Below are 12,034 nucleotides of genomic sequence, written 5' to 3' on the forward strand. Positions count from 1 at the left end.
GCGGCCTTACGGCGCGCGCCATGAGGACTGAATGAGTTTTTCCAGCTCGGCGACGATCTCGGGTTTCTCTGCGGCGAGGTTGTTTTCTTCGCCGATGTCGGTTTCGAGATTGTAGAGGAGTTTTTCGAGGGGTTTGGGCTTGCCTTTGGCTTTTGGGCTTTTGGGGGCGGCGCCGGTGTTGAGGTGGATGAGTTTCCAGGGCCATTTGAGCACGGCGATCTTGCCGCCCTGTTCATCGAAGGCCCAGTAGAGATGCGAGTGCTGCTGCTGGCCTGGTTTGCCGAGGAGAGTGGGGGCGAACGAGAGGCCGTCGAGCTGGGGATCGCTGCTGAGTTTGGTGAGGCTGATGTCCGCCAGGGTGGGGAGGATATCCTGAAAGCCGCAGACGTGTTCGCTGGTGGTGCCTGCTTTGATCTTGCCGGGCCACCAGGCGATGAAGGGCTCGCGGATGCCGCCGTCGGTCATGTCGCGCTTGATGCCCTTGAAGTCGCCGTTGCTGTTGAAGAAGTCGCTTTGATGGCCGCCTTCCTGATGAGGGCCGTTGTCGCTGGAGAACATCACCAGCGTGTTTTCGGCGAGGCCGAGATCTTTGAGGCGGGCGAGGATTTTGCCCACGTCATTGTCGAGGAAGCGCATGAACTGGGCGAAGCCTTTCTCGGCGTCGGGCCAGTCTTTGTCTTTGAATTCGCCGTAGCCGGGGGATTCCATGCCGTGGCCGAGAGGGGAGGTCTTGCCGGCTTCGTTGTTGGCGTGGGGGATGTTGAAGGCGTAGTAGAGGAAGAAAGGAGCTTTTTCTTTGGCGCGCTCGCCGAGGTAGCGCTGGACGTCGTCGGCGAGGAGCTGGGGGACCCAGGCCTTGCGGCCATCGAGAGGGGCGACTCCTGTGCCGACGAGATCGCTGTCGGAGTAGTCTTTGGCGTCCTTGGCGGAGCCGGGGATGACGGTGTTGGGAAGGTCCACGATCTTACCGTTTCGGACGAGAGCCTTGGTGTAGAAGTTATGCGCGTGGCTGGTGCCGACGTAGCCGAAGAATTCATCGAAGCCTTTGCGCTGCGGGTCGTCGAGGGGGATGGGTTTGCCGAGGCCGTATTTGCCGATGCAGGCGGTGTGGTAGCCGGCGGATTTGAGTACCTTGGGAAGAGTGAGGTCGCCATCGGGAATGGAGCCGACGCCGTTGCCACGCACGCGGCAGTGGCCGGTGTGCAGGCCGGTCATGAGCACGCAGCGCGAGGGGGCGCAGACGGTGCAGCCGGCGTACATGCGGGTGAACTTCATGCCCTCAGCGGCCATCTTGTCGAGATGAGGCGTGGTGAGTGTTTTTTGACCGAAGCAACCGGCGTCGCCGTAGCCCATGTCATCGGCGAGGATGAAGATGATGTTGGGCTTGTCTGCGGCTTGGGCGATGGCGCCGAGGAAGAGCAGGGTGAGGATGAGGAAGGGCTTCATGGATTTGCAGCAAACGTGGGAAGTGGAGGGTTGCTTCAGGAAAAGAGGGATCTAGCGTGAGAGCATCATGGGATTCATGCAAAGTCTTTGGCGGTTGCTGCCTCCGAAGGTGCGTCAGTTTTTTGAGGACGGGCCTGAGACAGTCATTTTGTCCGGTATCCCGCCCGGGGACCTGTTGCTTCGAATCCACGAATCATTCGGCGAGTCGTTTTCTTCGGGTGAGGGCTGGGCGCATGGCAGCGTCATAGGAAACACCATCCGTGTCCGCTGGAAATGCGCGAACATGCGTGATAATTTTGAGCCGCTGTTTCGCGGAAGGGTTGAAGCCGCCGAGGGAGGGAGCCGGATTGTCGGATGCATGTCACACAACCGCTTTGTCCAGGGATTCATGGCTTTCTGGTGTGGTGCCATCCTTTTGTTTTCTTTGCTGACGGTCTGGACGGTCATCATTCCTCTAGTTGGCTGGGGACTGCTATGGCTGGCCAATGGCCTTTTCAGTTTTGGCGATCATTTTTATCCTGGCCGTCGGGAGTGTATCATGGAACATCTGCGTGTGTGTGCAGCGCGCCCTTTTTCTGATCTTCCGCCATGAACCAGATCCTTGTCCTCTATGATTCCCGCAGCGGCAATGTGGCGAAGATGGCCGCGCTGGTGGCGGAAGGAGCGCTGCAAGTGCCGGAGACGGAGGTGAGGGTGCGGCATGTGGATGAGGCGACGGCGGAGGATGTGGTGTGGTGCGACGGGCTGGCGGTGGGGAGTCCGACGAACATGGGGATTTTGTCGTGGAAGATGAAGCGCTTCTGGGACGAGACGATGGCGGACAAGTGGCTGGAGGTGGATGGGAAGATCGCGTGTGCTTTTAGCAGCGCGGGAGGCTGGGGCGGGGGCATGGAGATGGCGTGTCAGTCGATTCTCACGGTGCTGATGAACTTTGGGTTCCTGGTCTTTGGCGTAACGGACTACTCGGGCCGGAAGATGACACTGCATTACGGGGCGGTGGCCTCGAAGGAACCGCGTGAGGAGGAGACGCAGGAGGCGTGTCGGATTCTGGGGCGTCGGCTGGCGGAGTGGACGGCGCTGTATGTGCATGGACGCAAGGACCAGCATCCGCTGACAAAGGGAGTGAAGCGGTTGTGTCCGGGTGATTTTGTGGAAGATAAAACGCAAGAGGCATGACACCGACATTGTGCATTCTTGGTGGCTGCAACGGGGCAGGCAAAACCACGCTTGCCCGTGAGCTGCTGCCGCGTCTTGGCATCATGCGCTTTCTTAATGCGGATGAGATTGCGCGGGGGCTTTCGCCGCTGGATCCGAGCCTCACGGCTTTCAAGGCGGGGAGGCTGCTGATTGAGGAAGCGCGAGGCTTGATTGCGGCGAAGGCGAGCTTTGCGATTGAGTCCACGCTGAGCGGCAAGACTTATGTGGCCATGATCCGGGAGGCGAAGGCGCAGGGCTATCGCTTCCTGTTGCATTACATCATGATCGGTTCCGGCGATCAGGCGGTTGGACGCGTGGCGCTGCGGGTGAAGCTGGGCGGGCATCATGTGCCTGAGGACGATGTGCGTCGGCGGTTTGAGAGGAGTCGCAGGCATTTCGTGCAGGATTATCTGCCGCTTGCCGATGAGTGGGTGCTGTGGGACAATGCCTCGCCTCCGCATCGTCAGATTGCGGACAGCAGCACTCACAACCTCGAACAACTCCAGACCATGCTTGCTTCCAACAAAGTCCAGGAAGTTCCGCCGATGAAAATGTCGGAGATGGTGCGCATCGGCCTCGAAGCTAGCCAGGTGGCCACGGAGAAAATGCTGGACTACTACAAGCGCATGGGCATCAAAGTGACGCCACAGATGACGCTGGCGCCGGAGAAGCCGAAGAGGGTGCGGAAGAAGAGCTCATCATAGAAGCTGTGCATCGTCATCGGCTTTTACAATCTGGGGCGCTCGCGCTGGTTTTGGGTGCTGGTCTGCTTTGGAGATCCTGTTATCTGCCACTCTCTTCTTTTCTATCGAAATACGGTGGTGATGCGTTGTGGGCGCTGTCTGTCTTTCTGGCGGTTGGTCTATGCTTTCGCCATGCGTCTACGTGGCGGATAACATTGATCTCCTTTGCCTTCTCATGGGGCATTGAGTTTTCGCAATTGTATCATGCGCCCTGGCTCGACCAGCTCCGCAGCAGCCTGCCAGGACGGCTTGTTCTTGGCTCGACCTTCAACGCCCCGGACTTGCTGGCATATTTGGTCGGAATCATTTTGGGTGCTGCTGCAGAGCGTGTCTGCTGCTTTAAGCTTTCACAAACTCCACCTTCCCCTTCTTCATCTCGGCGGTGATGTGGTCGCCTTCTTTGAAGCCGCCTTCGAGGACCGCCAGTGAGAGCGGGTCGAGGAGGTGCTTCTGGATGGCGCGTTTGAGTGGGCGGGCGCCGAAGACGGGGTCGAAGCCGGCGTCGGCGAGGTAGCGGGTGGTGTCGTCGGTGACGGTGAGGTGGATGTTCTGCTTGGCGAGGCGGTCAATGACGCGCTGGAGCTGGATCTTGACGATGCTGTCGAGCTGAGCGGCGTCGAGGCGGTCGAAGATGACGATTTCATCAATGCGGTTGAGGAACTCGGGGCGGAAAAACTGCTTCAAACTGTCGCGCACGAGGGCATCGCGCTGCTCAGGATTGCTGACGTCCTGGATGGCGTTGCTGCCGATGTTGCTGGTCATGATGAGGACCGTGTTTTTGAAATCGACCGTGCGGCCCTGGCCGTCGGTGATGCGGCCGTCGTCGAGGACCTGCAGGAGGACATTGAAGACATCGGGGTGGGCTTTTTCGACTTCGTCGAAGAGCACGACGCTGTAGGGGCGGCGGCGCACGGTTTCGCTGAGCTGGCCGCCTTCTTCATAGCCGACGTAGCCGGGAGGCGCGCCGATGAGGCGGCTGACGCTGTGCTTCTCCATGTATTCGCTCATGTCGATGCGGGTCATGGCGGTTTCGTCGTCGAAGAGGAATTCGGCGAGGGCTTTGCAGAGCTCGGTCTTGCCGACGCCGGTGGGGCCGAGGAAGAGGAAGCTGCCGATGGGGCGGTTTTCATCCTGGATGCCGGCACGGGCACGGCGCACGGCATTGCTGACGGCGGCGATGGCGTCCTTCTGGCCGATGACGCGCTGGCTGAGGCGTTCCTCCATTTTGACGAGCTTGGAGCGCTCGCCTTCCTGCAGGCGTGAGACGGGGATGCCGGTCCAGTTGGCGACGACGCGGGCGATGTCCTCCTCGGTGACTTCCTCGCGCAGCAGCGAATGAGCGGAGCGAGGCTGGGAGGCTTCGACGGGGGCGGCGCTGAGTTTCTTTTCGAGATCGGGGATGAGACCATACTGGATCTCACCGGCGCGGCCGAAGTCGCCACGGCGCTGGGCCTGTTCGAGTTCGGTGCGGAGGCGGTCGATCTCCTCCTTCACCTTGCGGCCTGCATCGACGGTTTCCTTTTCCTTGAGCCACTGGGCTTTGAGGGCGGCGGAGCTTTCTTTGAGATCGGCGATCTCCTTGTCGAGTTTTTCGAGACGGGCCTTGGAGGCGGCGTCTTTTTCTTTTTTCAGGGCCTGGCGTTCCATCTCTCCCTGCATGATCTGGCGCTCGATGACGTCGATCTCGGTGGGCATGGAGTCGAGCTCGATCTTGATGCGGCTGGCGGCTTCATCGACGAGGTCGATGGCCTTGTCCGGCAGGAAGCGGTCGGTGATGTAGCGATTGCTCAGCGTGGCGGCAGCGATGATGGCGCCATCTTGAATGCGCACGCCGTGATGGACCTCGTAGCGTTCCTTCAAACCGCGAAGGATGGCGATGGTGTCTTCGACACTGGGTTCTCCGACTTTGACGGGCTGGAAGCGGCGTTCGAGAGCGGGGTCTTTTTCGATGTATTTGCGGTATTCGTCGAGCGTGGTGGCACCGACGCAGCGGAGTTCGCCACGAGCAAGCTGGGGCTTGAGGAGATTGCCGGCGTCCATGGCGCCTTCGGCTTTGCCGGCGCCGACGATGGTGTGGAGCTCATCGATGAAGAGGATGATCTCGCCTTCGCTGGAGGTGACTTCTTTGAGGAAGGCCTTGAGGCGTTCCTCGAACTCGCCACGGAACTTGGCCCCGGCCATCATGCCGCCGAGGTCCATGCTGATGAGGCGCTTGCCTTTGAGGGAATCGGGCACGTCGCCAGCGACGATGCGGCGGGCGAGGCCTTCGGCGATGGCGGTCTTGCCCACGCCGGGCTCGCCGATGAGCACGGGGTTGTTTTTGGTGCGGCGGCTGAGGACTTGCATGACGCGGCGGATTTCCTCATCGCGGCCGATGACGGGGTCGATCTTGCCCTGCTTGGCGCGGGCGGTGAGGTCGGTGCCGTATTTTTCGAGGGTCTGGTATTTGCCTTCGGGATCCTGGTCCACGACGCGCTGGCTGCCGCGCACGGTGGTGAGGGCTTTGGAAACGGTGTCGTAGGTGAGGCCGGACTGCTTGAGGAGGTCGGAGAGCTCGGTCTTCGTCTTGAACAGCGCCAGGATGATGTGCTCGACGCTGAGGTATTCGTCCTTGAGCTTTTTCTGCTCGTCCTCGGCCTTCGTCATGAGCTCGCGCATCTCATTGGAAAGATGCAGACCGCTGGTGCCGCCGCTGACTTTGGGCTGGCGGGCGAGGAGGGCCTCGACGTTTGATTTCAGAGACTGGGCGGCGGCCGGATTGACGGCGGCTTTTTCGAAGAGGGGAACGGCGATGCCGCCCTCCTGCTCGAGCAGGGCGAGGAGGAGGTGGGAAGGCTTCAGTTCCTGATGGCCGTGGCGGGTGGCGACGGACTGAGAGGCATTGAAGGCTTCCTGGAGCTTAACGGTGAATTTTTCGGGAGACATGGTTGGTGGGAGAATGGTTGTTTCTCTGTCTTTCTTGCTGGAAGCATGCCACAGGGCTGGCATGGGCTGCTACGCCTGATTTGCCTGGGATGCAGCGCGATTTGATGTGGCTAAGCGAAGTGTTTAGTGTGCATGGCTGGCACAGCGGGAAGGACGATTTGGCACAGGTGTGAAGGGGCGTGAAGTGCGCGGGGAAGGGCTAGCGGAGCGGCGGGGAGCCGCTGCAGGAGAACGCGGAGTGGAAAGGGGGCGCTGGGTTTGCTCACCGGGGTGTTGGGGCTGATACCCAGGGCTGAGTTCAGCGGCCCTTCAGGCCGCGAGCCGGGCATATGGCAAGTGCTACCCTTGGAAAGCACGCATTGAAACATTCGGCGGAGGCTTGGGGACAAGCCTCCCTACCTTGGGCTGAGCATGAGAAGGCAGCTCGATTTGACCGGTGTTACTTCTCGCGTCCGGGGAATTCGGTGGTGGCACCGCTGCCGATGGTTTCGTCATCGGTGAGGTGGAGGTCGTAGCCTGCGACTTCGACTTCGCCGTGGCGGATTTTTTTCTTGGCCATGGCAACGGAGATCCACTGGAACTCGGCGTTGTTGTCGAGGAGGACCTTGAGAACCATGGTGAGGGGGACGGCGAGGAACATGCCGAGGGGGCCCCAGAGCCAGCCCCAGAAGATGACGGAGAGGATAACGACGAGCGGGGAGATGCCGAAGCGATTGCCGAGCATGGTGGGCTGCACAAAGTTATCGAGGAAGAAATTGATGCCGCCGTAGCCGATGCCGACAAAGACGGCGGTGCCGGGACCGTGCTGCACCAGGGCCTCCACAATGGCGGGCACGCAGGCGGCGGTGCTGCCCACGGCCGGAATGAAATTGAACAGGAATGCGAGCAGGGCCCAGAGAAGCGGGTAGTGGAGGTCAAAGAACCAGCACCAGAAGCCTGCGAGGAGGCCGGTGAGGGCGCTGATGAGGGTTTTGACGCCGAGGTATTTCTGGATGTCGTCCGCGCTGCGCATGAGGCCGCTGAGATCGGGGCCGCCGGAGAGGCTGACGGCATGCAGGCGGCTCTGGGTGCCATGGGCCTCCATGAGGATGAACATCATGACAATGATGACCATGATGAGGCTGGCGAGGAAGGTGGCCAGGGTGCCAAAGGTGGTGCTCAGCATGCCCATCATGTTTTGCCTTGCCGCCCAGCTGATGAGGTTGTTCCAGTCGAAAATGCCGCCCAGCGTGGTCTTGGCATCTGCAACGCCCCTGAGCTCAAGCCAGGCTCCAAGATCGTTCGAGTACTTTTCCAGGCCACGGAGATAGTTCGGCAGATCCCGCCAGAAGCTGATGAGCAAGCGTATGCCGACAGTGACCAGGCCTGCGAGCACGCTGAGGTTCATCAGCATCGTGATTCCCAGGGCCAGACCTGCGGGAACCCTGTGGCGCCGCAGCCAGCGCACCATGGGGTAGCTGAGGACGGCCAGGAAGAAGGCGTAAACGATGGGGACCAGGACATTGGCCGCGATCTTCATGCCGGTGAGGACAACGAACAGACACGCCAGTGTCACAACCGCCTGCGATCCTTTGCGCCCCCAATCGACGGTCTGATGATGCTCCTGAAACAACGACATCATCCGCAATGCCGCAAAATACCTGCTAGCTCAAGATTTTTCCATGAAGTATAAGGCATTCCATGATCTCCACGCTAAGCAGGCTCCTATCTCCGAACCGCCTTTCTGTTTTTGGCGATGATCGCCGAGGTGCGGGGATCAACCCGCGCATCATCCTGGGGCTGCTGATCATTGCCGGATCACTCATTTACAACTGGCTGGGCACCACGACCTATCAGAACGAGTTCACCGGGCGGAAGCAGACACTCGCAATGGCGACACCGCAGGAGGAGATCGCGCTGGGGCTGCAATCTGCGCCGCAGATGATCCGGGAGAGCGGCGGCCTCTCGCGCGATGGCAACGCGCGGGCGATGGTGGAGCGGGTGGGGGCGCGGCTGATCGCCTCCACAGCGGCGCGGCAGACACCCTACCAGTTCAAGTTTCATCTGCTGTCTGACACGCAGACGGTGAACGCCTTTGCCCTGCCGGGTGGCCAGATTTTCATCACGGAGGCGCTGTTTCGCCGCCTGAAGTCTGAAGACCAGCTGGCAGGTGTGCTGGGCCACGAGATGGGGCATGTGGTGGGGCGCCATTCCAATGAGCAGATGGCAAACTCGAAGCTCTGGAGCGGTCTGGCCCAAGGCCTGGGAGTGCTGCTTTCCGACGGGCACAACAACTCGGGCATGCAGATTGCCAACATGGTGGCGCAGTGGCGGGTGATGAAGTTCAGCCGCGATGATGAGTCGGAGTCTGACGCCCTCGGCGTGAAGTTCATGATGCAGGCGGGCTACAACCCGGAGGCGCTCATCGGCGTGATGGAAATTCTCGCGCAGGTCAGCGGGGGCGCGAACCGGTCGGATTTTATGAGTTCACATCCCAACCCGGCGAACCGCATGGAGCACATTCGTGATGCGATTGCGAAGGAACGGGCGACGCAGCGGTGAGGCGAGTGCGGGGACGTTGTTTTATGGGGCCATGCCGAGAGGACGGTTTTCGGTGCCTTTGATCTGCTGGAGGGCATCGCCCAGCTCTGTGCGGGCGGGTTCTGCGAGCTTTTGAAGGCGTGCGACGATTTCAGGGTGCTCTTTGGAGACATCGCGGGCCTCGCCGGGATCGTCGTTGAGGTTGAAGAGGGAGAGGTCGATGTTTTCCACGCGGTAGCCATGGCGTGAGGCGATGCCTGCGATGCCGCTCTGGGTGATGGACTTGGGCTTCATCTGGCCAAAGCGTGCCGGCTTGCCATCGCGGCCGGGTTCGCCGTCCACGGTGATGTAAGGATGGGGAAAGTGGAGCTTCCACGGGCCGCTGCGGACGGCCTGGAGCTCATCGCCGCCGTAAAAGATGAGCGCCTCGTGGGGGGATTTGGCATCGGGTTTTCCTTCGAGGAGAGGAAGGATGTCTTTGCCATCGATTTTGCGTTCGGAGAGTTTTCCGCCGATGAGTGTGGCGATGGTGGGGAGGAGGTCGATTTCCATCACCGGCTCGTCATTCACCTGTGCTGCGGGCACACGGCCGGGCCAGCGTACGATGAAGGGGCTGCGCACGCCGCCGTCGAAAGTGGTCAGCTTGCCTTCGCGCAGGGGCTTGGCGCTGCCAGCGTGGTTGCCGTAGCTGAGGAAGGGGCCGTTGTCGGAGAAGAGTATGACCAGGGTGTTTTGGTCGATGCCGCAGCGCTTGATCGTGTCGAGGATCTGGCCCACGGACCAGTCGATTTCCTGCACCACGTCGCCGTAGAGTCCTGCACGGGACTTACCGCGAAAGGCATCCGAGGCGAATATGGGCACGTGGGGCATCACATGGGGGACGTAGAGGAAGAAGGGCTGATCCTTGTGCCGCTCGATGAAGCTGGTCGCGCCTTCGGTGAAGCGTCGGGTGAACTGGCTCTGGTCGGGGTCGGTTTCGGAGACTTTGAGGCCGTCGTAAAAGGGCAGGGGCGGCATTTCCTTTGCCAGGGAGGGATGGTACTTGCTGTTGTCGTTGGAGTAGGGAATGCCGAGGAATTCATCGAAGCCGTTGTTGAGAGGATTGAAGAGCAGATCGGTGCCGAGGTGCCATTTGCCGAAGGCGGCGGTGGCATAGCCGCGTGCCTTGCACATTTCCGGCAGCAGCCATTCGTCAGGATGGATGCCCTCTTTGCTGGTGTGGTTCAAAGCTCCCTGCATGCCGACGCGGTTGGCGTAGCAGCCGGTCATGAGCGCGGCACGCGAGGCGCTGCACACGGCCTGGGCCACGTAGAAGCTGGTGAACTTCGTGCCTTCCGCCGCCATGCGGTCCATGTTTGGCGTTTTGATTTTGTCTGCGCCAAAGCAGCCGAGGTCGGCGTAGCCCAGATCATCGACGAGGATGAGCACGACATTCGGCGGACGTTGATCGGCGGCGGAAAGAGCGAGCGAGGCGAGGAGGAAGGCGAGCAGCAGGCGCATGGCCACACCGTGGCAAACTCAGGCGAAAGTGGCGAGTTTTTTCGCAGGCAAAAGCCGGTGGTGCTTGCCAGGACAGTTGTTTCCTGACTACTATCCGGCCATGATCTGGCGTATGGCGGCGGTGCTGGCGGTGGTTTTCTGGGCGGTGATGTCCGGACTGCTGGTGCGTGACATTTATTTTCCCGAGGCTTCGCGTTTTGCCGTGGTGCCGCCGCGCATGGTGATGGACCTGTTTCTGCGGCAGTCGGAAAGCTTTGGCTGCACCCTGCACCTCTACCACCAGCAGGAAAAAATCGGGCATGCGAACCTGCAGGTGAACCGCCGGATCAATCCCCACCATGAAACGGTTTATGACCTCATCGCCCATGGTGCGGTGGAGCAGGTGATGCCGGACGAGCAAATGCGCACCATCATGGCCACATGGAGCCTGGGCTGCACGCTGGCCGATGCCGAGCGCTGGCAAAACCTGGCGGTCAAGGCCAGCTTTCCCCAGAGGGATGCGAGCATGCGCCTTTCCTGGAGCGAGACGCAGCCCTCTCCCGAAGTGCAGGTGAAGCAGGGGGAGCGTGTGGTGATGAATTCACAGGATGTGCAGATGCTCATGGGCATGGGGGCTGGGCAGGAAAGCGCGCTGGCCCTGCTCTTGCTGATGGGGGGTGGCATGCCGAAAACGGGCACAACCCCAGCCGCCCCGGAAGCGATGAAACTGCAGGCCCGCGAAGGCATGATGATGCTCGCGGGCAGGCAGCGGAAGTGCTTTGTGCTGACGCTGCCGGTGCTGGGCATGCATGAGGTCAAAATGATCTTCACCGAGGCCGGTGAGCTTGCGCGCATCGACCTGCAAGACGACTACGTGCTGCTGGAGCCCACGATCCATGGACTGCAAGACGCCGCGCGTTGATCCGAACCCTTTTTTGAAGCATGATCGAGATCGAAGACCTCACGATGAACTATGGCGAGCTGCGGGCTCTGGACGGCCTGAACCTCACCATCAAGCCCGGCGAGCTGTTTGCCTTTCTGGGGCCGAACGGCGCTGGCAAGACCACGGCCATGAAGCTGCTCACGGGGCTGATGAAGCCGGACGCGGGGCGTGTGAGGCTGTGCGGCCATGACGTGCAGCTGGAGTCCCTGCAGGCCAAGTCCCTGCTGGGCTATGTGCCGGATGTGGCGGTGTTTTATGAAAAGCTCACTCCGATCGAGTTCATGGAATTCATTGCGGAGCTGTTTGAGATGTATCTGCCTCATGCGGAGGCGCAGACGGATGCGCTGTTCACCAAATTTGCCCTGCACGAGTACTCACGGCAGCGCATTGAGAACCTCAGCCACGGCACGCGGCAGCGCCTCGCCATCGCGAGTGCTCTGCTGCATGATCCGAAGGTGTTTGTGATCGATGAGCCGATGGTGGGGCTGGACCCCATCCATGCGCGCACGGTGAAGCGTGAGATCAAGGAGCGCAGCCAGGCGGGTACGACGGTGCTGATGAGCACGCACCTGCTGAACATCGCGGAGGAGCTGGCGGACCGCATCGGCATCATCCATCACGGCAGGCTGGTGGCGCTGGGGACGCTGGAAGAGCTGAGGAAGGAGCACGTGAAGCGGGGGAGCCGGCTGGAGGATATTTTCCTCAGCATGGTGGAGGAGCCGGGGTGAATGACGAATGAGTCAATCCGAATGACGAAATAATGACGAAGCCAGAAGTGTGA

The 12,034-nt window shown here is 60.8% G+C and carries 11 protein-coding genes; 7 read left to right on the top strand and 4 right to left on the bottom strand.

Annotated elements, in window-relative coordinates; all coding sequences use genetic code 11:
- Positions 1–6 precede the first annotated feature (6 nt).
- Positions 7–1,446, bottom strand: a complete 1,440-nt coding sequence (locus tag ACFQDI_RS06280; protein WP_377164562.1) for an arylsulfatase — start codon at positions 1,444–1,446, stop codon at positions 7–9.
- Positions 1,447–1,513: 67 nt separating this feature from the next.
- Between ACFQDI_RS06280 and ACFQDI_RS06285 the strand changes: the two genes are divergently transcribed.
- The 4 genes from ACFQDI_RS06285 to ACFQDI_RS06300 are packed head-to-tail and all read left to right on the top strand — an operon-like array spanning position 1,514 to position 3,772.
- Entirely contained in the window at positions 1,514–2,038 is a 525-nt protein-coding gene (locus ACFQDI_RS06285) for a hypothetical protein (RefSeq protein WP_377164564.1), read from the top strand.
- Entirely contained in the window at positions 2,035–2,622 is a 588-nt protein-coding gene (locus ACFQDI_RS06290) for a flavodoxin family protein (protein WP_377164566.1), read from the top strand. The genes ACFQDI_RS06285 and ACFQDI_RS06290 overlap by 4 nt, the downstream gene beginning before the upstream one ends.
- On the top strand, positions 2,619–3,347 hold the full coding sequence (locus ACFQDI_RS06295; RefSeq protein WP_377164568.1) for an AAA family ATPase: 729 nt from the start codon (positions 2,619–2,621) through the stop codon (positions 3,345–3,347). Before ACFQDI_RS06290 ends, ACFQDI_RS06295 begins: the two co-directional genes overlap by 4 nt.
- Before the next feature lie 5 nt (positions 3,348–3,352).
- Positions 3,353–3,772 (top strand): ribosomal maturation YjgA family protein, encoded by a 420-nt coding sequence (locus ACFQDI_RS06300; RefSeq protein WP_377164570.1) that lies wholly within the window; start codon positions 3,353–3,355, stop codon positions 3,770–3,772.
- Here the strand turns inward: ACFQDI_RS06300 and clpB are convergent.
- Both clpB and ACFQDI_RS06310 read right to left on the bottom strand, forming a co-directional pair.
- Positions 3,726–6,311 (bottom strand): ATP-dependent chaperone ClpB, encoded by a 2,586-nt coding sequence (clpB, locus tag ACFQDI_RS06305; protein WP_377164572.1) that lies wholly within the window; start codon positions 6,309–6,311, stop codon positions 3,726–3,728. The genes ACFQDI_RS06300 and clpB overlap by 47 nt on opposite strands.
- 439 nt (positions 6,312–6,750) lie before the next feature.
- Positions 6,751–7,932 (bottom strand): AI-2E family transporter, encoded by a 1,182-nt coding sequence (locus ACFQDI_RS06310; protein ID WP_377164574.1) that lies wholly within the window; start codon positions 7,930–7,932, stop codon positions 6,751–6,753.
- A 59-nt stretch (positions 7,933–7,991) separates the two neighbouring features.
- Between ACFQDI_RS06310 and ACFQDI_RS06315 the strand changes: the two genes are divergently transcribed.
- Complete coding sequence (locus ACFQDI_RS06315; RefSeq protein ID WP_377164576.1) at positions 7,992–8,852, top strand: M48 family metalloprotease; 861 nt, start codon at positions 7,992–7,994, stop codon at positions 8,850–8,852.
- A gap of 21 nt (positions 8,853–8,873) precedes the next feature.
- On the opposite strand, the gene ACFQDI_RS06320 is transcribed toward ACFQDI_RS06315, so the two are convergent.
- Positions 8,874–10,331 carry a sulfatase family protein gene (locus ACFQDI_RS06320; RefSeq protein ID WP_377164578.1) on the bottom strand — a complete coding sequence of 486 codons (1,458 nt, stop codon included), beginning with the start codon at positions 10,329–10,331 and terminating at the stop codon, positions 8,874–8,876.
- A gap of 100 nt (positions 10,332–10,431) precedes the next feature.
- Here ACFQDI_RS06320 and ACFQDI_RS06325 point away from each other — a divergent pair, with 100 nt between their 5' ends.
- Together ACFQDI_RS06325 and ACFQDI_RS06330 are read left to right on the top strand one after the other, a co-directional pair.
- Positions 10,432–11,232 (top strand): hypothetical protein, encoded by an 801-nt coding sequence (locus tag ACFQDI_RS06325; RefSeq protein ID WP_377164580.1) that lies wholly within the window; start codon positions 10,432–10,434, stop codon positions 11,230–11,232.
- A gap of 20 nt (positions 11,233–11,252) precedes the next feature.
- The gene (locus ACFQDI_RS06330; RefSeq protein WP_377164582.1) at positions 11,253–11,981 is read left to right on the top strand and encodes an ABC transporter ATP-binding protein; all 729 of its coding nucleotides are present in this window, start codon (positions 11,253–11,255) and stop codon (positions 11,979–11,981) included.
- Positions 11,982–12,034 lie beyond the last annotated feature (53 nt).

Origin of the sequence: Prosthecobacter fluviatilis, from assembly GCF_042655725.1 — a bacterium.
Taxonomy (GTDB): Bacteria; Verrucomicrobiota; Verrucomicrobiia; order Verrucomicrobiales; family Verrucomicrobiaceae; genus Prosthecobacter; species Prosthecobacter fluviatilis.